The sequence below is a fragment of the Lentilitoribacter sp. Alg239-R112 genome, assembly GCF_900537175.1.
Classification (GTDB): domain Bacteria; phylum Pseudomonadota; class Alphaproteobacteria; order Rhizobiales; family Rhizobiaceae; genus Lentilitoribacter.
In genome coordinates this window covers 1371909-1392401 of record NZ_LS999833.1, presented here as the reverse complement: position 1 = coordinate 1392401, position 20493 = coordinate 1371909, and the positions used below count along the sequence as shown (strand labels likewise).

The window sequence follows — 20493 nt, the reverse complement described above, 5'->3', positions numbered from 1 at the left end:
GCATTTCATGCCAGCTGTGCAGGAAACGATTGATCAGGTTAAATTAATTGATGTTGATCAGTATAAATATGGCTTTAATACCGATATCGAAGTTGATAAAGCGCCAAAAGGTCTGAATGAGGATATCATTCGCTTTATTTCTGCAAAGAAAGAAGAGCCGGAATGGATGCTTGAATGGCGTTTGGATGCCTACGCGCGCTGGTTGACAATGGAAGAGCCAGATTGGGCACGGGTGAATTACCCGAAGATTGATTTTAACGATATCTATTATTATGCCGCACCAAAGGGTCAAACCGGACCTATGACAATTGATGACGTCGATCCGGAATTACTGCGTACATATGAGAAGCTTGGAATTCCTCTTCACGAGCAGGAGGTTCTTGCTGGTGTTCAAAATCGCAAAATTGCAGTTGATGCTGTATTTGATTCAGTATCTGTTGTCACAACCTTTAAGAAGGAGCTTTCCGAGGCTGGCGTCATTTTCATGTCAATTTCAGAAGCTATCCGAGAACATCCGGAGCTTATCAAAAAGTATCTAGGTTCAGTTGTTCCAACAACGGACAATTATTACGCGACGCTCAATGCAGCTGTTTTCACCGATGGATCATTTGTTTTTGTTCCAAAGGGCGTGCGTTGCCCAATGGAGCTATCAACTTATTTTCGCATTAATGAAGAAAATACAGGCCAGTTTGAGCGAACATTGATTATCGCCGAAGATGATGCCTATGTTTCTTATCTTGAGGGCTGTACAGCACCGCAGCGAGATGAGAATCAGCTTCACGCAGCTGTGGTTGAGTTGGTAGCGATGGATAATGCGGAGATTAAATATTCAACAGTTCAGAATTGGTATCCTGGTGATAAAGACGGCAAGGGCGGCATCTATAATTTTGTGACCAAGCGCGGAGATTGTCGCGGTGTAAATTCGAAAATTTCTTGGACGCAAGTTGAAACCGGCTCTGCAATCACATGGAAATATCCGTCCTGTATTTTACGTGGGGATGGATCTCGAGGCGAATTTTATTCGATTGCCGTTTCCAACGGTTATCAGCAAGTGGATTCGGGTACAAAAATGATCCATTTGGGTAAAAATACTTCGAGCCGTATTATCTCGAAGGGTATTTCTGCCGGCAACTCGCAAAATACCTATCGTGGTCAGGTTTCAGCCCATAGAAAAGCAACAAATGCGCGGAACTTCACGCAATGTGACTCGCTGTTGATCGGCGATCAATGTGGTGCACATACCGTGCCTTATATTGAAGCTAAAAATACGTCCGCACAGTTTGAGCATGAAGCTACAACATCTAAAATTTCTGATGATCAACTCTTCTATTGCCTTGCACGGGGTATACCCGAGGAAGAAGCTATTGCATTAATCGTCAATGGCTTCGTTAAAGAAGTGATCCAAGAATTGCCAATGGAATTTGCGGTTGAAGCTCAAAAGTTGATTAGCATCTCTCTTGAGGGGAGTGTGGGCTAATGGATTTCAGCGCAATTGCTTGGTATGCGGCCATATGCGGAGCGCTTTCTGCGTTTGCTCCATCATTGGGTGGGCGCATTTCTCGTATTGTTGTCGGTGCAATTGTTGGAATTTTAGCTGCCAGTTTATTTCCTTTGATGCGCGGCATGATCGGATATTAAAAGTTAGAAAATTGAAATGAATATTGGCAGCCATATGGCGCCTGAACTTAAAAACGGATGTAAGAATGTTAGAAATTAGAGACCTACACGCGAAAATCGCTGACACAGATACAGAAATTATTCGTGGACTTAATCTTAAAGTTGAAGCTGGTGAAGTTGCCGCAATTATGGGGCCCAATGGTTCTGGTAAATCAACTTTATCATATATTCTGGCGGGTCGCGAAGATTACGAAGTCACATCAGGCGACATCCTTTATAACGGTGAATCAGTGCTTGAAATGGACCCTTCCGAACGAGCTGCAAGCGGCATCTTTCTCGCATTTCAATATCCTGTCGAAATCCCTGGAGTCGCGACAATGGAATTTTTGAAAGTTGCGATGAATGAGCAACGCAAAGCGCGCGGTGAAGAACCTCTTTCAATTCCTGATTTTATTAAGAAAGTGAAAGCTGCTGCAAGTGACCTTCAGATCGATATGGCAATGCTTAAGCGTCCACTTAATGTTGGATTTTCCGGCGGTGAGAAAAAGCGTGCAGAAATTTTGCAAATGAAACTTCTTGGACCACAGCTATGTGTACTTGATGAAACTGATTCCGGTCTTGACATCGATGCATTGAAGATTGTTTCCGATGGTGTAAATGCGCTTCGCGATCCTAAGCGAGCTGTCGTCGTCATTACGCACTATCAACGCCTTCTGGAGCACATTGTGCCTGATAGTGTTCATGTTCTTTATAAAGGCCAGGTTATCAAGTCAGGCGATAAATCACTTGCTCTGGAGCTTGAAGCAAATGGCTATGCAAATGTGATCGAAGATGCTGCTTAATATAAGCGCTTTACCTTCATTTCACATATCAGGAGATATCTGATGAATATTCAGAGTAAATTACAGAAAACAGCCGCGGAAGAAGCGTTAACATCCTATTTTGGTGATATGGTTGGGCAGTTAAGTGGTTCCACTCATATTGTTCGAATGCGTGATAACAATTTCGCCGCTTTATTAAAAAATGGCCTGCCTACACGTCGTGTGGAAGCATGGCACTATACCGATTTGCGCCGTCTTTTAAGTAGTGTGCCAGTTCAGCAAACAGATCAATCTGCTAGTGTCGTTGCGCCTTTTGTTGCGGGTTCATGGGTGGTTGGTATTCGCAATGGTGTAACTGATGCTGCTATGAAGGTACCTGAAGGCGTAGATATATCGTCGTTGTCTTCTAAATTGCAATCTGGGGAAGCAGATGCTGTGTTTGGTGAACTTTCTGCTGATGATGCAATAGGTCAACTCAACAGCGCTTTGGTTACGGATGGCTATCAGATTGAAATTGCAGCAGATACTCATGTTGATGATTTGCTAGAGTTGCAGTTTGTCCAAACTGGTGGACAACATCACAGTAAATTACCTGTTGTTTTCAAGGAAAATTCGAAAGCTACAATTATCGAACGTCACTTATCTGGTGACGATGCCGCAGCGCTTGTCAGCGCAGTTGCGCATATCAAAGTAGAAAAAGGTGCACATGCACGTTGGATCATTGTTCAAACTCAAGGGGCTGATGATACACATCTTGGTCAGCTTAATATTGAACTGGCAGAAAATGCGGAGTTGGAACTTTACCTCATTAATGCTGGCGGTAAGCTTGTACGTCAGGAAATTGTTGCCAATGTTGAGGGGGCACAAACAAATCTAACCCTGCGTGGCGTTAACTTGCTTTCAGGTGATACACACACAGATGTAACGCTTAAATTAGGTCACAATACACCTAACACGACATCATCAGAAACGTTCCGTAATGTGCTTTTCGATAATGCTAAGGGCGTGTTTCAAGGTCAGATTAAAGTTGCTCAAATTGCACAAAAGACTGATGCGCAAATGGCTTGTAATACATTATTATTGTCAGATGATGCGGACTTTTCAGCAAAGCCTGAGCTTGAGATTTTTGCTGATGATGTGATTTGTGCTCATGGTGCAACGGTTACTGACATTGATCCAACGCATTTGTTCTATCTCATGGCGCGTGGAATTTCTGAGAAATCTGCTCGTGGTCTGCTGGTTAAGGGCTTTGTGGCTGAAGTTGTTGAAGAGTTTGATAACGAGGCTGTTGTGGATGCACTTGAAGGTGTTATCAGCGATTGGTTAGACGCAAATGGCTGATCAAAATGATTATGACGTTGAGCGTATCAGGCAGGATTTTCCGATTCTCTCAAAGGAAGTTTACGGTAAACCTTTAGTCTATTTAGACAATGGTGCATCCGCGCAAAAACCCAAAGTAGTGATCGATGCTATAACGCATACTTACGAAAATGAATATGCGAATGTGCATCGTGGCCTTCATTATATGTCCAATGCTGCGACAGATGCCTATGAGGCCGCGCGGGAGAAAGTTCGCAAGTTTTTGAATGCCCCGTCCGTTGACAATGTTATTTTCACAAAGTCCTCAACAGAGGCAATTAATACGGTGGCTTATGGGCACGGTATGATGGAACTGGGTGAGGGAGATGAAATCCTTATTTCCATCCTTGAACACCACTCAAATATTGTGCCTTGGCATTTTATCCGAGAGCGCAATGGCGCAAAACTGGTGTGGGCGCCAGTTGATGATGAAGGTGTTTTTCATCTTGATCAATTTAAAGCCCGCATCACGGACAAAACGAAACTAATTGCTATTACACAAATGTCGAATGCGATGGGTACAGTCGTGCCGATCAAAGATATTTGTGCCATTGCAAAGGAGCGCGGAATTCCGGTTTTGGTGGATGGTTCTCAAAGTGCTGTTCATATGCCAATTGATGTTCAGGACTTGGATTGCGATTGGTTCGTTATGACGGGTCACAAGCTGTATGGACCTTCGGGTATTGGTGTTCTTTATGGGAAAATGGATCGTCTGAAAACCATGCAGCCATTTCAAGGTGGCGGCGAAATGATTTTGGATGTGACCGAGACTGGCGTTACATACAATGAACCGCCGCATCGGTTTGAAGCGGGTACACCACCTATTGCGCAGGCGATTGGGCTGGGTGTTGCGCTTGATTATATGGAGTCTATCGGCCGGGATAAAATCGCTGCCCATGAAGCTGATTTGTTGGCATATGCAAATGATCAGATGAGCGGTATCAATTCGCTGCGGATCATTGGCAATGCGCCTGATAAAGGCGCGATTATCTCGTTTGAGATTGAGGGCATTCATGCTCACGATATTTCAACTGTGATTGACCGTTCAGGTGTTGCTGTTAGAGCGGGTACACATTGTGCGCAGCCATTGCTTAAACGATTTGGTGTCACATCGACCTGTCGCGCAAGTTTTGGTATGTATAATACGCGTCAAGAAGTTGATGCATTAGTCGTTGCGCTGGATAAAGCGCGCGCATTTTTTGAATAGGAGCTATCATGAGCGAAGAAGATCAAAACTCAGAAGCTGAACTTGGCCCGAATGAAATCAAACGTACATTCACTGCGACAGAAATATCGCGTGAAGAACTAGCGCGTATGACTGACGATATTGTTGCTGCTCTAAAGACTGTTTACGATCCTGAAATTCCGTCTGATATTTATGAGATTGGCCTGATTTATCGCGTTGATATTGAAGATGATCGTATGGTTAAAGTCGAAATGACGCTAACTGCCCCCGGTTGCCCTGTTGCGGGCGAAATGCCGGGTTGGGTAGAAAATGCTGTCAGTACCGTTGAAGGTGTTGCCGGCGTCGAAGTTTCGATGACATTTGATCCTCCTTGGACGCCTGATAGAATGTCTGAAGAGGCACAAATCGCCGTTGGTTGGTATTAATAGATGTTTCTCAAAGGGTTGTTTGTTAACCCTTGAATGATTACATTTGAGATACATGACAAATATCGGACCTTTAATCCGATACTTTAGGAGATTAAAATGGGCTTTGAAGTCGTAACTTTGACAGATGCTGCGGTGGCTCGTATCCACGAGATTATTGCATCGTCAGATCAAAACCCTGCAGGCATTCGCGTCGGCATCAAAAAAGGTGGCTGCGCAGGTATGGAATATACCGTTGATTTGGCGATTGAGGCCAACCCCGCAGATGATATGGTCGAACGTGATGGCGTTAAAGTATTCGTGGCACCAGAGGCAACATTGTTTCTACTCGGCACACAAATGGATTTTGAAGTGACAACGCTTCGTTCAGGATTTGTATTTAACAATCCTAATCAAACATCTGCATGTGGTTGTGGCGAATCTGTTGAACTTAAACCTGCAGATCTTGCAGCCTTGGCCGAACAAGGTGAACCAGTGGTTCGTGCGGAATAACTCTATTTCGCTAAATGCTTTTTAGCAGCAGGCAGGATGAAGTCGGTTAATACCTTGTATGAAACTTTCCATGCATTAGGATGATTATAGCCGCCAGCAAAGGTCACGGCAACAAAGTTATAGGCAGGTTGGATTGTAAATCGTTGACCGCCATTTCCCAATCCAATGATGATTTGTTTGTCTTTAGAGCCAGCCAAATACCATAGATAACCGTAATAAAAACCGGGTTCGAGTTCAGATTTGCGCTGAAAGGATTGGTGTAACCACTCGCTTGACACAATCTGCCTATTTTCAAACTTACCATTTTTGCTGATCATTTCGCCAATCTTTGACAGATCTCTGGCGCTAAGCCTCAATCCTGAAGCTGCTGATGGTTCACCATCTGCGCCTTTGGCCCACTCATAATTGGAAATCCCAAGTGGGGCGAATAGTTTTTCATTTGCGTAAGCATCAATAGACATATTTGTACCATCGGCAATTAGTTTGGCGATGATTGCGACTGCGCCGCCGCTATAGGTCCACTTTTCACCCGGTTTTGAAACCATGGGCCGATCTAAGATGAAACGATAGCGATCCTTGGCCAATTCCATTGCGATTTCGCTGTTCTTTGCGCTTGTATAAGGGAGATTCTCATTCCACTCGGTTCCCATCTTCATTGTTAAAGCATGCTCAATGAGAATATTTTCGCGTCCAGACCCGTCTTTTAAGTCACTATATTGGGAAAATTGGTCAAGAAGTGGTTCATTTAATGAGGGAACTTTTCCCTCAGCTAACGCTATGCCGTAAAGAAGTCCGATGATTGATTTTGTAACAGATCGCAAGTCATGCAATGTGTTTGGTCCATGATTGACTTCACCCAGTTTTTGCCCCCAACTTTCGTCCTGACCGTTGAAATAGATCTCACTGATCGTTTGCTGGCCAATTGTGGCATACACGCTATGTAAGTTTGGCAATTTTCCCTGGTTAAAGGCTGCTTCAATTTTGCTTTCTGTAGTTTCCGCGTGTGCAAGATTCATGGTTACAAATGTCAGCGCAAGTAGAAATGGTGCCAATACTAACTTTGTAATGTGAATAGTAAAATTGCAATTCATGATACGTTCCAAATATTGATTAGATTGTTTTGTTATTGATATGCTTACAAGTAAAATAGTGGGATGAATGATAAGCCTTATGTTGGCTTTTATTTTATCTAACTGCCGGTTGATAAGATTCTATATTCGTTATTTTGTAAAATCACACATGTTAATGCACCTGTTTCATAGGCGCAGGTATCGGCATTTATTCGGTTGGGTAGAATTTCTATCGGATAGTGAGGCGTATGACCATGGATGATGACTTTTTCATATAGGCCGCGATATGGAATAAAATCTGATCTGATCCACATGAAGTCATGTTCGTTTTGTTTATCCAAGGCTACATTTGGGCGTATGCCAGCGTGAACGAACATGTAATCTCCGAATATGGCAGATTTCTCTAATGTTGCCATGAAATTCAGGTGTGACTGGGGAACAATCTCCTTTAATCGAGCATGCTTTTGAAGGATATCGTCATCTGATACATGTCCGTAAGAGAACTCAACTCCATATGATCGTGCGCATTCAACGCCGCCATAAGTTAAATATGTTTTGGCGGTTTCGAGTGGCCTGTCGAGAAAAGCCTCAAATTTGTCTTCATGGTTTCCTTTAAGGCAAATTACGTCGGGGTTTTCATTCTTGAGCTTGACAAGATAATCAAGGCACTCTTTGGAATCCGGCCCGCGATCGATGTAATCTCCGAGGAAGATGATTTTGTGATTTGCAATTGGATTAGCCGAAATATCTTCGTTTATCTGTTGATGTAGATCGTGCAGTAGATCGATATATCCGTGAATATCGCCAATGGCATAAATCCGCATATCTTCAGGTGTTGTTGCCTCGCCAAGTTTGACTGTTTTCATTTGCCATTATTTCCATAGCTGAAAATGAAAACCCTCGCCAGTTTCCCGGCGAGGGGTGTCTATCCCGTAAGTGGGTGTTTCTAACTACAGCCGCTTGTGCTTCCGCAGGTGTCGCATTTTAGGCATGTGCCGTTGCGGACCATGGTAAAGTTTGAACATTCGGTGCACATGTCACCTGTATAGCCTTGCATCATGGCTTTTACCCTGCGATCTGCTTCAAGTTTTTTCGCAGCGCTTTGTTCGGATGCAGAGGAAAGGCCTGTTGCTTCTGCTTTGGCTGTTTCGGCATTTTCTTTGACTTCGACTGTATCATCAGCTTTTTCATACTGGCGATTAAATGCTTCCGCATCTTCGAACATTTCAGCGACAGCATTTGATGCAACAGCTGCAGTTGCAACGGTTCCGGAGGCAATTGCTGTTACATTTGATCCGTCTGAACCGGATGGGTCTTGGTTGATGATGGACAGTTTGTGACCACGTGTCCAACCTTTAGATACAGCATCAGTTGTGCCGTCCTGAATGCTTTTGCCCATTGGAGTTGATGAGAATTCAGATTGATCTACATGTGCAAGGTCATGACGATCAAGATAAGAAACAGCCAACTCGCGGAAGACATAATCAAGAATTGATGTTGCGTTTTTGATCGCGTCATTACCCTGAATGATACCTGCTGGTTCGAACTTGGTGAACACGAATGCGTCCACATATTCTTCCAGCGGCACACCATATTGAAGGCCAAGTGAGACGGAAATTGCAAAATTGTTGATCAATGCACGTAAGGTTGAGCCTTCCTTGTTCATATCAAGGAAAATTTCACCCAAGCGACCATCATCATATTCACCAGTGCGCAAGAAGACGGTGTGGCCGCCCACTTTTGCTTTTTGTGTGTAGCCTTTGCGGCGTGTAGGAAGCTTTTCCTGTTCACGTACAACACGTTCGATAACACGCTCGACAATTTTCTCTGTGATCTGCACAGCTTGCGCAGCTGCTGGTGCCTCTGCAATTGCTTCCACTGCATCTTCATCATCATCGGCAATCAAAGATGCATTGAGTGGTTGTGAAAGTTTTGAACCATCACGATAAAGCGCATTCGCCTTAAGTGCGAGCTTCCAAGACAGCATGTAAGCTTCTTTACAATCATCAACATTCGCATCGTTTGGCATGTTGATCGTTTTGGAAATCGCACCGGAAATAAATGGCTGTGCCGCTGCCATCATGCGGATATGACTATAAACTGAGAGGTAACGCTTGCCGATTTTACCGCATGGGTTTGCACAATCGAAAACTGGAAGGTGTTCGTCTTTTAAGAATGGTGCACCTTCAAGTGTCATGGCACCACAAATATGAATATTGGCCGCTTCGATGTCTTTTTTATCAAAGCCGATTGCTGCGAGCAAATCAAATGACATGTCATCAAGTTGCTCATCATTCAGGCCAAGTGTTTCTTTGCAGAACTCTTCGCCCAATGACCATTTATTGAACACAAATTTAATATCAAAAGCGCTTTTAAGGCTTTCATTGAGCATTGCTATTTGTTCGTCACTAAAGCCTTTTGCTTTCAACGAACCTGGATTAACGCCAGGCGCCTGATTAAGATTACCATGGCCAACTGCATAAGCTTCAATTTCAGCAATTTGGCTTTCTGAATAGCCGAGTGTGCGAAGGGCTTCTGGCACTGCGCGGTTGATAATTTTGAAGTAGCCTCCACCCGCAAGCTTTTTAAATTTCACAAGAGCGAAATCAGGTTCGATGCCCGTTGTATCGCAATCCATGACAAGGCCAATTGTGCCTGTTGGCGCGATAACTGTGGCTTGTGCATTACGGAAACCGTATTTTTTACCAAGTTCAAGTGCATTATCCCATGCATCTGTCGCATGTTTAATCAGGTCTTTATCCTGACAATCATCATGAATGAGGGGAACAGGGTTCACGGACAATGCCTCATATCCTTCTGCTTCACCATGAGCTGCTAAACGGTGGTTACGGATAACACGCAACATGTTTTTTGCATTTGGCTTATAGCCCGGGAATGGGCCCAACTCACCAGCCATTTCAGCAGATGTCGCATAGGAAACGCCTGTCATGATCGATGTAATGGCACCGCAAATTGCGCGGCCTTCATCTGAATCATATGGAATGCCACTTGTCATAAGCAGGCCACCAATATTGGCATAACCAAGACCGATTGTGCGGTATTTGTAAGACAATTCAGCAATCTGGCGAGATGGGAATTGCGCCATCATCACTGAAATTTCGAGTACGATTGTCCAAAGACGTGTCGCATGCTCAAAATCGCTGATATTGAGGTTGCCAGATTCTTGATCTTTAAAACGAAGCAAGTTCATTGAGGCAAGGTTACATGCCGTATCATCAAGGAACATGTATTCAGAACAAGGGTTTGATGCGCGAATTGGACCCGCCGCAGGGCATGTGTGCCAGTCATTCATTGTTGTATTGAAATGCAACCCAGGATCAGCCGATGCCCACGCAGCGTAACCAATGGATTCCCAAAGTTCGCGTGCTTTAAGTGTTTTGGTTACCTTGCCATCGCGGCGGCCGATCAGATCCCAATCAGAATCACTTTCAACAGCGCGAAGGAAATCATCCTTAATGGATACAGAGTTATTTGAGTTCTGGCCTGCAACAGTCAAGTATGCCGCAGAATCCCAGTCTGTATCGTAGGTTTTAAATTCAATGTCTTTGTAACCCTGTTGAGCAAATTGGATAACGCGTTTGACGTAGTTTTCAGGTACTTGATTTTTCTTTGCTGCTTTAATTTCGCGCTTAAGAGCCGGGTTTTGCTTAGGGTCAAAACATGCATCATTGTCAGCTTCGCAATTGATGCAGGCTTTCATAATCAATGAGAGGTGCTGGGAAACAATTTTCGAACCGGTTACAAGGGCTGCAACTTTTTGTTCTTCTTCAACTTTCCAGTTGATGTAGTTTTCAATATCTGGATGATCGATATCAACGACGACCATTTTTGCTGCGCGGCGTGTTGTCCCGCCGGATTTAATTGCACCAGCAGCACGATCACCAATGCGCAAGAAGCTCATGAGGCCGGAAGATTTTCCGCCGCCTGAAAGAGCTTCACCTTCACCACGAAGGTGTGAGAAATTTGAGCCTGTACCAGAGCCATATTTGAAGAGGCGCGCTTCACGAACCCAAAGGTCCATAATACCACCTTCATTGACGAGATCATCTTCAACAGACTGAATAAAGCATGCATGAGGCTGCGGATGCTCATAAGATGACTCTGACTTGACCAGCTTGCCGCTGAACGGATCAACATAGAAGTGGCCTTGGCTTGGTCCATCAATGCCGTATGCCCAATGAAGACCTGTGTTGAACCACTGTGGGGAATTTGGTGCTACGCGCTGGGTTGCGAGCATATAGGCAAGTTCATCGCGGAAGGCGAGGGCATCTTCTTCGTTGTTGAAGTAACCGCCCTTCCAGCCCCAATAAGTCCACGTGCCTGAGAGGCGGTCAAAAACCTGACGTGCATCAATTTCAGAACCATAACGCTCGTCCTCTGGAAGTGCAGCGAGTGCTTCTTCATCTGGAACAGAACGCCAAAGCCATGAAGGAACATCGTTTTCTTCCACTTTTTTCAAAGCAGCGGGGACACCTGCTTTACGGAAATATTTTTGCGCCAGAATATCAGCAGCTACTTGGCTGAACTGATTTGGCACATCAATATTCTCAAGACGGAAAACAATTGAGCCATTCGGGTTCTTAATTTCGCTTGTCGCCTTACGAAACTCGATACCTGAATAAGCGCCTTGTCCATCTTTAGTAAAGCAGCGTTCAATCCGCATAATTTATTAATCCTTTTAAGTGTTGGCCCATTGCTTCCTTTTAATAGCAAATAGGCAGTATTTCCCCAGCAGCTAGCATCGACTGCGTTTACTTTCAGCAAGCGCGAGTGCGACAAAAGCCAGTTAATTATAACAGAGTATTCCCCCAAGGAACATCTATATCTTGTGTTTTGTATTTATCAAGTTACTAAATACAGTATTAACAGAACGTTAATGTTTAAAAAAGAAGTTAGTCAAAAAATGAAATATTTTCTGATTTTCTCCAAATTTTGGCCATAACAAACCCTGCACCTGAACTCAGATGCATAAACTTAATAAAACTATGAAATTGCTGGTCTGAAACCCCTCCAGCTCGTCACAACGCAACGTAGCTCTATAAGGCGCGACTCGGATGCTGTCGTCAAGGGGTAGTTGCTACACAAATATTACCCACGATATATTGTGTATGGAACATGTGGAAATTGGGGAAACATTTACTTTTTTCCAAATTGAGTCTTTTTGGATGAAATCATTAAAGCACTTTCCCTTTAAAACCAGTGTTTATGCAGAGAGTGTCATTAAACCTTCATCAATCTGTCGCTCAAGATTTAATCTATTTAGCTATCTGAAGCAGATGATTATACATTTTGCGGAGAATATCTGATGCGACTATCAACAAAAAAAATATTTTTTTCTTTTCTTATGGGAAGTGTCTTTACATTCTCATCAAGTGTGTGTGCCGATGAGTATTTCAATCGAATCGCATCCTTCCCTGTAAATTTGAATTTGCCATCGGATATGTCTCAGAAAACTGAGACATCTGCCGAAATTATCTCAGCGTCAGAAGATGGTAATATGGTTGTTTATTCTGATAGCCCTCTTGGCGCGATTGGAATGATTGATATCACCAACCCTGGATCGCCTGCTCCCCTTGGTACTATTAAACTTGGTGGTGAGCCGACTTCAGTCTCAATCAAAAAAGGTTTTGCGTTTGTTGGTGTAAACACATCGAAAGATTTTGTGTCTCCATCTGGAAATCTTGCGGTTATTGATTTGAAAACGAAATCTATCTCTCATTCCTGCGATTTAGGTGGCCAGCCTGATTCGGTGGCCGTATCTAAAGACGGCTCCCTTGTTGCTGTTGCAATTGAAAATGAGCGCGATGAAGACCTTAATGATGGTATCATCCCACAAGCACCCGCAGGTTTTGTATCAATTTTGCAGGTGAGAGATGGCAAATTAAATTGCGACACAATGATTAAGGCTGATGTTAGTGGTTTGGCGGATGTTGCCGGTAGTGACCCTGAGCCGGAGTTTGTTGATTTTAACGATAATAATGAAATTGTCCTTACAATGCAGGAAAACAACCATATTGTTGTCATATCTGAAGACGGTAAGGTTCAATCGCATTTTTCAGCCGGTAGTGTCGATCTTAAAAATGTGGACGTGGATGAAGAGCGTGCGCTGACATTTGATGCGACGTTATCGGGTGTCGTGCGTGAACCAGATGCTGTTCAGTGGTTGGATAATGATCGTTTTGTTATCGCCAACGAAGGTGATTATAAAGGCGGATCACGTGGATTTACAATTTTCTCAAAATCTGGCGAGGTCCTTTATGAATCTGGTCTTGACTTTGAATATCGGGTTGCGATGGCAGGTCACTACCCGGAAAAGCGTTCTGGAAATAAGGGCGCTGAACCAGAAGGTCTGGAAGTTGGTAAGTTTGGAAACACGAACTACATTTTTGTTCTGTCAGAGCGTGGATCGGTTATTGGTGTATATAAAGACACTGGTGATGAACCAGAGTTTGTTCAGCTTTTGCCAACGGGTCTTGCCCCAGAGGGAGCCATAGCGATCCCAGAGCGTAATCTTTTTGTTGCTTCGAATGAAAAAGATCTTATTGAAGATGGCGGTGTTCGCTCGCACGTTACGATATATCAGTATGGCGCAGCCGCACCTAAATATCCGATGTTGACGTCAAAGCTTGATGATAATGGTCGTCCAATTGGTTGGGGTGCATTGTCTGGTCTGGTAGGTGATGCTGAAACGCCGGGTGTGTTCTATGCAGTAAATGATAGTTTCTATCGCTCTCAGCCGCAGATCTTTAAAATTGATGCGACACAACAACCCGCTCAGATCATCTCAGCGTTGCCTATTACACGTGATGGTATGCCAGCACAAAAACTTGACATGGAAGGTGTTACGCTTGACGGGGAGGGTGGTTTCTTTATCGCATCAGAAGGTCGTAACGACCGTTTGACACCTCATGCGATCTATCATGTGAACGCTAAGGGCGAAATTGAAGATGAAATTGCATTTCCTGAAGAATTATTAGCAGTTCAAAAACGTTTCGGCTCTGAAGGTATCGCCAAACATGGTGATGATCTCTGGATTGCAATCCAGCGTGAGTGGCAAGATGATGCCAAAGGCTTTGTTAAACTTGTAAACTACAATCTTAAATCCAAAGAATGGGGTGCTGTGAGTTACCCGCTTGACGGAAAGGAAAGAGGTTGGGTTGGCCTGTCTGAAATCTCAATCTTCGGTGATCACGCTTATATTCTAGAGCGTGACAATCAAATTGGCGCAGCGGCGGTTACTAAGAAGCTGTATAAAGTTGCCTTAAGTGAGCTAAAGCCTGCAAAAATTGGCGGCGAACTACCAATTGTGAAAAAGGAACTTCACAAAGACCTTCTGCCGGTCATGCAATCGTATGGTGGCTATGTTCTTGATAAAGTCGAAGGCCTTGGTATCGATAAAAATGGCGAAATGTTCATTGTGACTGATAATGACGGTGTTGATGATTCAAATGGTGAAACACAATTCATCAAATTAGACGCAATGGCAGCTATGTAGCGATCAAACATAAATTATAATAAAAAGGCTGGGAGTTATTCCCAGCCTTTTGTGCTTGGTCAGTGAATAAAAGGCTACCCGCCTTTTGCGATTGGCTCCTGATAGGACGTACCCATATCCCAAGGGAACACAATCCATGTGTCTTGGCTTACTTCTGTAATATATGTGTCGACCAAGGGCCGGCCTTTTGGCTTTGCATAGACAGTTGCAAAATGCGCTTTGGGGAGCATTGCGCGTACGATGCCAGCGGTTTTGCCGGTATCAGTTAGATCATCGATGATCAGCAGATTCTCGCCGTCAGTTTCTAAAAAATCCTGTGAAACGCCCTTGATGACTTCCATGTCACCTTGGTTTTTATAATCATGATAGGACGCTACACAAACAGTATCGATCATCCGAATATTCAATTCACGGCAAATGATCGCAGCTGGCACCAGACCACCGCGTGTGATGGCAATAATACCGCTATAGTTTGTTTCATGTCCGGAAAGCCGCCATGCCAGTGCGCGAGCATCTTGGTGAAAGCGGTCCCAAGATACTGGGAATGATTTATCAGGAGGTGTCATTACATATCTCGCAGATTTGTGAAGTTTAGCTAAATAAATCTAATGTTTCGTGAAAGGTCAATCTAGGCTATTCAACATTGCTTTGATTTCCAAGATTGCTTTGGCTATTTTTTCATTATCTAATCCGCGAACGACGATTTCGCTGGAATAGCCACCATCTTGGGCGAATTTAGGGTATGAGCCAATGCTTATATCCGGATTGTCATTCTGTATGTCACCCAATGGTGTTCCAATATCGCCTTCGCCGTGAAAGCTGATTATCGAATCTGATAGAAGTATAGTGCCCGTTTTTAGAGTAGGGATCACATTACTGAGCATTGCTTCAAATACTTTTGGCACCCCCGCCATGACATACACATTTTTAATGTGAAAGCCCGGGGCCACTGATACTGGATTATGAATATGAACAGCGCCTTCAGGCATTCGCGCCATTCGCTGTCTTGCAGCTGTGAACTCCAACCCTCGCTGTTTATAGTGTGCAGATAAAAGCTCCATAGCTTTGTCTTCATATATACACGGTAAATCAAATGCCTTTGAAATGGAATCGGCTGTTATGTCATCATGAGTGGGGCCGATGCCGCCTGAAGTAAAGACATAGTCGTATTTTGACCTGAGGTCATTTAAAGCTTCGACGATTGCGCTCTCATCATCCTGCACAATTCTGACTTCCCGCAATGTCACACCAATTGATGTGAGCGTTACGGCAAGGTGTCCAATGTTCCTGTCTCGCGTTTTGCCTGACAATAATTCATCACCGATGGCGAGTGCGGATGCAGATATAGTTGTGTTGCTCATTAGATATACCGATGACCTCTATGTGTGCGTATTCTTTACACAGTGAAATTTGTTTGAGCTTGTTTTTATGAATCAAATGAATCATTTACAAGCAGCATTTCAAGCTTTGGTACCAATGTCTTGTATATTGATTCAGGAGCTTCATATACTGATTCAATGTGGATGCACGTCAAAGCAAGCGCAAAAAAAATGAGTTCTGCAATACAAATCGTATAAAAGGGCTTGATTGATATGGGGTGCTTCGTGTAGTCAGCCCTTGGTGTTTGCGGGCATGGCGGAATTGGTAGACGCAAGGGACTTAAAATCCCTCGGCCCTAGGCCGTCCGGGTTCGAGTCCCGGTGCCCGCACCACCTTAAAATTTCCAGAAATTATTGTAGCTGATCGATTAGTATGGTTGTTCATTCTTTTCAGCTGCATGTTATTCATTTTTAAACTTGACTATTTTTATCATATTTTATATGAGTGTATTTCAAGCCTAATCGATTCTTTTCGGGATAAACTGTGGTATAGAATATCGTCTATCTTTATTCTTTTTCGCCTTAGTTTGATCACGTTTTTAATGAAGTGTCGATTAATTCACTGCTTAATTCAAAAATCATCATTCAGACTCTTGCGCGTTTTGTCTGCCTGCGCTAACCACGGGCAAACGACTAATAGTCAATATCGTTTCGTCAAACCGATGGTGAGATAGCGGACTGCATTCAAGCTATCGTACGGGAAGTGAAATAATGATTGAATTTCTTGGTGATTATTTACCAATTGCGATTTTCCTGGGATTATCGCTTGTAATTGGGCTGGCTTTGCTCATTGCACCATTTGCATTGGCATACAAAGCACCAGATGCAGAAAAACTATCTGCATATGAATGTGGCTTTAATGCATTTGATGATGCGCGAATGAAGTTTGATATTCGCTTCTATCTAGTTGCCATTCTGTTTATTATTTTTGATCTGGAAGTTGCGTTTCTGTTTCCTTGGGCTGTATCTTTTGCTGATATCGGCTGGATTGGATTTTGGTCAATGATGGTGTTCCTGGGCGTTCTTACAATCGGCTTTGCATATGAGTGGAAAAAAGGAGCTCTGGAATGGGATTAGGGGACACAACATTAATTGCTCCTCAACCTAAGGGCATTCTTGATCCTAATACGGGTAAGCCAGTAGGTTCTGATGATGCTTTTTTTGGTGAGATGAACAATGAGTTAGCCGACAAGGGTTTTCTTGTAACATCAGCTGAAGACCTCATTACTTGGGCGCGTACGGGCTCACTTATGTGGATGACATTCGGTCTTGCCTGCTGCGCTGTTGAGATGATGCATACGTCTATGCCGCGTTATGATGTCGAGCGTTTTGGTTTTGCACCTCGAGGTACGCCGCGCCAATCTGATGTGATGATTGTTGCTGGCACATTGACCAATAAGATGGCGCCAGCTCTTCGTAAAGTTTATGATCAAATGCCAGAACCGAGATATGTGATCTCAATGGGTTCATGCGCAAATGGTGGCGGTTATTATCATTATTCATATTCAGTCGTACGCGGCTGTGATCGAATTGTTCCAGTGGATATTTATGTGCCTGGTTGCCCTCCGACGGCAGAAGCTCTTTTGTATGGTGTATTAATGCTGCAAAAGAAAATCCGCCGTACCGGTACAATTGAGCGATAGAGAAAAGTATGAGCGAAACTTTGGAAGAACTCGCAGGTGTAATTAAAGAAGCACTAGGTGCCTCGGTTAAAGAGACCGAGATTGCCTATGGCGAACTTACAATTACGGCTGAAACAGACGGTATCATAGAGCTTCTGACATTTTTGCGCGATAATGCCCGCTGCAAATTTGTAAGCTTCATCGATATTTGTGGTGTGGATTGGCCGCAGCGCGAAAAACGCTTTGATGTTGTTTATCACCTTATGTCACCACAGCAGAATACTCGTATTCGTATTAAAGTTGCTGTCGGCGAAGGTGAGACATTGCCATCGGCTACATCTGTATTTGTAGGCGCTGACTGGTTTGAGCGCGAAGCATATGACATGTACGGCATATTGTTTACAGGTCACCCGGATTTAAGACGTATTCTGACAGACTACGGTTTTGAAGGTCATCCGCTGCGCAAAGATTTCCCGACAACAGGCTATGTTGAGGTTCGCTACGACGACGAACAAAAACGCGTCGTTTATGAGCCAGTTGAATTGAAGCAAGAATTCCGAAATTTTGATTTCCTCAGCCCTTGGGAGGGGACCGACTATGTTCTCCCAGGTGATGAAAAGGCGGAGGGTCAATCATGAGTGATAATGCCATGAGTGATCAAGTTGTGACCAAACAAGCTGAAACCGAGCATAATGTTCGTAATTTTAATATCAACTTCGGCCCACAGCACCCAGCTGCTCACGGCGTATTGCGCTTAGTGTTAGAGCTTGATGGTGAAGTTGTTACGCGTGTTGATCCGCATATTGGGCTTCTGCACCGTGGAACAGAAAAACTGATTGAAACCAAGACATATCTTCAAGCAATTCCTTATTTTGATCGCCTTGATTATGTCGCGCCGATGAATCAGGAGCATGCGTTCGCTCTTTCTGTTGAGCGTCTTATGGGAGTTGAAGTTCCAAAACGTGGCCAGTTGATTCGTGTGCTTTATTCTGAAATTGGGCGGATTTTATCCCACCTTCTGAATATTACGACGCAGGCACTAGATGTTGGTGCGCTAACACCACCACTTTGGGGCTTTGAAGAGCGCGAAAAACTAATGGTTTTTTATGAACGAGCATGTGGTGCGCGTATGCACTCAGCATATTTCCGCCCTGGTGGCGTTCATCAGGATTTGCCACAAGAACTCGTAGAAGATATCGGCAAGTGGATTGATCCATTTTTACAAACTTGCGATGATATCGAAGGTCTATTGACCGACAATCGCATTTTTAAACAGCGTAATGTTGATATTGGTGTCGTTGCTCTTGATGATGCTTGGGCATGGGGCTTTTCTGGTGTCATGGTTCGTGGTTCTGGTGCTGCATGGGATTTGCGACGCTCGCAGCCATATGAGTGTTATTCCGAGCTTGATTTTGATATTCCAATCGGCAAAAACGGTGATAATTACGATCGCTATTTGATCCGCATGATTGAAATGCGCGAATCTGCGAAAATTATGCGTCAATGTATCGATCAGCTTTTGGGAAAAGAAGCGACTGGGCCAGTTTCATCTCTTGATGGCAAAATGGTGCCGCCAAAACGTTCTGAAATGAAGCGTTCTATGGAAGCTTTGATCCATCACTTTAAACTCTATACCGAAGGCTATCATGTGCCGGAGGGTGAAGTTTACGCCGCAGTGGAAGCGCCGAAAGGTGAATTTGGTGTCTATCTTGTTTCAGATGGCTCAAATAAACCATATCGCTGTAAACTTCGCGCACCTGGTTATGCGCATTTGCAGGCAATGGATTTTGTCTGTCGAAACCACCAGCTGGCTGACGTGTCAGCAGTGTTGGGGTCGTTGGATATCGTGTTTGGTGAGGTTGACCGATGAATGGGCACCTTCACTTTATTGTAATTTTGGCCGCGTAAGGGGAAATAATGTCTGTACGCCGCTTAGCAGAAGATAATCTCCAGCCGGAGAGTTTTAAGTTCAACCGCACATTTGCAGCAGAAGCAAAAGTGTGGGTTAAGAAATATCCAAAAGGCCGCGAGCAGTCCGCGGTTATTCCGCTCTTAATGCTTGCACAGGAGCAGGATGGCTGGGTTACGAAAACAGCTATTGAATATATCGCTGATATGCTTGGCATGCCTTATATTCGCGCATTGGAAGTTGCTACTTTCTATACGCAATTCCAACTTAAGCCAGTTGGAACGCGCGCGCATATTCAGATTTGTGGTACAACGCCATGCATGTTGCGCGGCTCGGAAGAACTGATCTCGCTTTGTAAAAAACGCATTAACCCAGAACCATTTAAGACAAATGAAGCTGGTACAATGTCTTGGGAAGAAGTTGAGTGTCAGGGCGCATGTGTAAATGCTCCAATGGTCATGGTGTTCAAGGATGCATATGAAGATTTAACGCCAGAGCGTTTGTCATTTATCATAGAGCGTTTTGAAGCTGGCAAAGGTGAGGAGGTTCCAACTGGTCCTCAAATCGATCGCATATTCTCAGCGCCTGAAGGTGGACCAGTTACGCTTTTAGAAGATCCTTCAAAGAAGCGTTCGTCATCAGCGGCAAAAAAAGCGCCAACGAAAAAGGCGGCCACGAAAAAAGCACCTGTTAAGGCTGCTTCAAAGGCAAAGCCCGCGGCGACTAAAGCGACAGTATCAAAAACTGCTGCAGTTAAAGCGCCAGCAAAGTCGCCCGCTTCTAAACCTGCGGCAGTTGCATCTCTTGATGATAAAAACCGCCCGCCAAAAGTTCGCAAACCAGCCAAGCCCGATGATCTGAAATTGATCTCTGGTGTTGGTCCAAAATTGGAAGGTGTGTTGAACGGACTTGGCATTTATAAGTTCGAGCAAGTTTCCAAGTGGAAAAAGGCCGAGCGTGAATGGGTTGATGGTTATCTGAAATTCAAAGGCCGCATTGACCGTGATGACTGGATAAAACAAGCCAAGGCACTCGCTAAGGGTGGTGAAGCTGAATATATCAAAGTCTTTGGCAAGAAACCGAGATAGAGGATAGAT

18 protein-coding genes and 1 tRNA gene are annotated in these 20493 nt (G+C 44.1%); 14 read left to right on the top strand and 5 right to left on the bottom strand.

The features are described 5' to 3' along the window. The first annotated feature begins 7 nt into the window (after positions 1-7). The 7 genes from sufB to sufA all read left to right on the top strand — a co-directional run bounded on the left by sufB (position 8) and on the right by sufA (position 5900). A complete protein-coding gene (sufB, locus tag G3W54_RS07155) occupies positions 8-1477 on the top strand; it encodes a Fe-S cluster assembly protein SufB (protein ID WP_162652400.1) in 1470 nt (489 codons plus the stop codon). Further along, a complete protein-coding gene (locus G3W54_RS19155) occupies positions 1477-1638 on the top strand; it encodes a hypothetical protein (protein WP_174244216.1) in 162 nt (53 codons plus the stop codon). Before sufB ends, G3W54_RS19155 begins: the two co-directional genes overlap by 1 nt. Positions 1639-1703: 65 nt before the next feature. Next, entirely contained in the window at positions 1704-2459 is a 756-nt protein-coding gene (gene sufC, locus G3W54_RS07150; RefSeq protein WP_162652399.1) for a Fe-S cluster assembly ATPase SufC, read from the top strand. Positions 2460-2501: 42 nt separating this feature from the next. After that, positions 2502-3779, top strand: coding sequence for a Fe-S cluster assembly protein SufD (gene sufD / locus G3W54_RS07145; RefSeq protein ID WP_162652398.1), 1278 nt, complete (start codon positions 2502-2504; stop codon positions 3777-3779). Beyond that, entirely contained in the window at positions 3772-5004 is a 1233-nt protein-coding gene (locus G3W54_RS07140; RefSeq protein WP_162652397.1) for a cysteine desulfurase, read from the top strand. Before sufD ends, G3W54_RS07140 begins: the two co-directional genes overlap by 8 nt. A gap of 8 nt (positions 5005-5012) precedes the next feature. Next, positions 5013-5408, top strand: coding sequence for an SUF system Fe-S cluster assembly protein (locus tag G3W54_RS07135; protein WP_162652396.1), 396 nt, complete (start codon positions 5013-5015; stop codon positions 5406-5408). Between the two features lie 99 nt (positions 5409-5507). After that, the gene (gene sufA / locus G3W54_RS07130; RefSeq protein WP_162652395.1) at positions 5508-5900 is read left to right on the top strand and encodes a Fe-S cluster assembly scaffold SufA; all 393 of its coding nucleotides are present in this window, start codon (positions 5508-5510) and stop codon (positions 5898-5900) included. Between the two features lie 2 nt (positions 5901-5902). Here sufA and G3W54_RS07125 read toward each other — a convergent pair whose 3' ends face one another. The 3 genes from G3W54_RS07125 to G3W54_RS07115 all read right to left on the bottom strand — a co-directional run bounded on the left by G3W54_RS07125 (position 5903) and on the right by G3W54_RS07115 (position 11654). Continuing rightward, a complete protein-coding gene (locus G3W54_RS07125; protein ID WP_162652394.1) occupies positions 5903-6991 on the bottom strand; it encodes a serine hydrolase in 1089 nt (362 codons plus the stop codon). A gap of 98 nt (positions 6992-7089) precedes the next feature. Beyond that, a complete protein-coding gene (locus G3W54_RS07120) occupies positions 7090-7836 on the bottom strand; it encodes a metallophosphoesterase family protein (RefSeq protein ID WP_162652393.1) in 747 nt (248 codons plus the stop codon). 80 nt (positions 7837-7916) lie between these two features. Beyond that, positions 7917-11654 (bottom strand): vitamin B12-dependent ribonucleotide reductase, encoded by a 3738-nt coding sequence (locus tag G3W54_RS07115; protein WP_162652392.1) that lies wholly within the window; start codon positions 11652-11654, stop codon positions 7917-7919. Positions 11655-12296: 642 nt separating this feature from the next. Between G3W54_RS07115 and G3W54_RS07110 the strand changes: the two genes are divergently transcribed. Then, the gene (locus G3W54_RS07110) at positions 12297-14486 is read left to right on the top strand and encodes an esterase-like activity of phytase family protein (RefSeq protein WP_162652391.1); all 2190 of its coding nucleotides are present in this window, start codon (positions 12297-12299) and stop codon (positions 14484-14486) included. 74 nt (positions 14487-14560) lie between these two features. Here the strand turns inward: G3W54_RS07110 and gpt are convergent, their stop codons facing one another. Together gpt and G3W54_RS07100 are read right to left on the bottom strand one after the other, a co-directional pair. Continuing rightward, on the bottom strand, positions 14561-15052 hold the full coding sequence (gene gpt / locus G3W54_RS07105) for a xanthine phosphoribosyltransferase (protein WP_162652390.1): 492 nt from the start codon (positions 15050-15052) through the stop codon (positions 14561-14563). Positions 15053-15109: 57 nt separating this feature from the next. Then, complete coding sequence (locus G3W54_RS07100) at positions 15110-15847, bottom strand: competence/damage-inducible protein A (protein WP_162652389.1); 738 nt, start codon at positions 15845-15847, stop codon at positions 15110-15112. 265 nt (positions 15848-16112) lie between these two features. Between G3W54_RS07100 and G3W54_RS07095 the strand changes: the two genes are divergently transcribed. The 6 genes from G3W54_RS07095 (at position 16113) to nuoE (ending at position 20484) form a co-directional block, all read left to right on the top strand. Beyond that, positions 16113-16198 (top strand) — tRNA-Leu (locus G3W54_RS07095). 378 nt (positions 16199-16576) lie between these two features. Continuing rightward, entirely contained in the window at positions 16577-16942 is a 366-nt protein-coding gene (locus G3W54_RS07090; RefSeq protein ID WP_162652388.1) for an NADH-quinone oxidoreductase subunit A, read from the top strand. Then, positions 16933-17508 (top strand): NADH-quinone oxidoreductase subunit B, encoded by a 576-nt coding sequence (locus G3W54_RS07085; RefSeq protein WP_162652387.1) that lies wholly within the window; start codon positions 16933-16935, stop codon positions 17506-17508. Before G3W54_RS07090 ends, G3W54_RS07085 begins: the two co-directional genes overlap by 10 nt. 8 nt (positions 17509-17516) lie before the next feature. Further along, a complete protein-coding gene (locus G3W54_RS07080; protein ID WP_162652386.1) occupies positions 17517-18125 on the top strand; it encodes an NADH-quinone oxidoreductase subunit C in 609 nt (202 codons plus the stop codon). Positions 18126-18136: 11 nt separating this feature from the next. Then, positions 18137-19357, top strand: coding sequence for an NADH-quinone oxidoreductase subunit D (locus tag G3W54_RS07075; RefSeq protein WP_162653601.1), 1221 nt, complete (start codon positions 18137-18139; stop codon positions 19355-19357). A gap of 47 nt (positions 19358-19404) precedes the next feature. Beyond that, entirely contained in the window at positions 19405-20484 is a 1080-nt protein-coding gene (gene nuoE / locus G3W54_RS07070) for an NADH-quinone oxidoreductase subunit NuoE (RefSeq protein WP_162652385.1), read from the top strand. Positions 20485-20493: the final 9 nt, after the last annotated feature.

What these genes read in the sequence shown, in the direction of transcription:
- gpt (WP_162652390.1), bottom strand. Translation starts at nt 15,052, where the DNA reads ATGACACCTCCTGATAAATCATTCCCAGTATCTTGGGACCGCTTTCAC.
- G3W54_RS07085 (WP_162652387.1), top strand. Translation starts at nt 16,933, where the DNA reads ATGGGATTAGGGGACACAACATTAATTGCTCCTCAACCTAAGGGCATT.
- G3W54_RS07080 (WP_162652386.1), top strand. Translation starts at nt 17,517, where the DNA reads ATGAGCGAAACTTTGGAAGAACTCGCAGGTGTAATTAAAGAAGCACTA.
- G3W54_RS19155 (WP_174244216.1), top strand. Translation starts at nt 1,477, where the DNA reads ATGGATTTCAGCGCAATTGCTTGGTATGCGGCCATATGCGGAGCGCTT.
- G3W54_RS07140 (WP_162652397.1), top strand. Translation starts at nt 3,772, where the DNA reads ATGGCTGATCAAAATGATTATGACGTTGAGCGTATCAGGCAGGATTTT.
- sufD (WP_162652398.1), top strand. Translation starts at nt 2,502, where the DNA reads ATGAATATTCAGAGTAAATTACAGAAAACAGCCGCGGAAGAAGCGTTA.
- G3W54_RS07135 (WP_162652396.1), top strand. Translation starts at nt 5,013, where the DNA reads ATGAGCGAAGAAGATCAAAACTCAGAAGCTGAACTTGGCCCGAATGAA.
- G3W54_RS07100 (WP_162652389.1), bottom strand. Translation starts at nt 15,847, where the DNA reads ATGAGCAACACAACTATATCTGCATCCGCACTCGCCATCGGTGATGAA.
- G3W54_RS07075 (WP_162653601.1), top strand. Translation starts at nt 18,137, where the DNA reads ATGAGTGATCAAGTTGTGACCAAACAAGCTGAAACCGAGCATAATGTT.
- G3W54_RS07120 (WP_162652393.1), bottom strand. Translation starts at nt 7,836, where the DNA reads ATGAAAACAGTCAAACTTGGCGAGGCAACAACACCTGAAGATATGCGG.
- sufB (WP_162652400.1), top strand. Translation starts at nt 8, where the DNA reads ATGCCAGCTGTGCAGGAAACGATTGATCAGGTTAAATTAATTGATGTT.
- G3W54_RS07115 (WP_162652392.1), bottom strand. Translation starts at nt 11,654, where the DNA reads ATGCGGATTGAACGCTGCTTTACTAAAGATGGACAAGGCGCTTATTCA.
- G3W54_RS07110 (WP_162652391.1), top strand. Translation starts at nt 12,297, where the DNA reads ATGCGACTATCAACAAAAAAAATATTTTTTTCTTTTCTTATGGGAAGT.
- sufA (WP_162652395.1), top strand. Translation starts at nt 5,508, where the DNA reads ATGGGCTTTGAAGTCGTAACTTTGACAGATGCTGCGGTGGCTCGTATC.
- G3W54_RS07090 (WP_162652388.1), top strand. Translation starts at nt 16,577, where the DNA reads ATGATTGAATTTCTTGGTGATTATTTACCAATTGCGATTTTCCTGGGA.
- nuoE (WP_162652385.1), top strand. Translation starts at nt 19,405, where the DNA reads ATGTCTGTACGCCGCTTAGCAGAAGATAATCTCCAGCCGGAGAGTTTT.
- sufC (WP_162652399.1), top strand. Translation starts at nt 1,704, where the DNA reads ATGTTAGAAATTAGAGACCTACACGCGAAAATCGCTGACACAGATACA.
- G3W54_RS07125 (WP_162652394.1), bottom strand. Translation starts at nt 6,991, where the DNA reads ATGAATTGCAATTTTACTATTCACATTACAAAGTTAGTATTGGCACCA.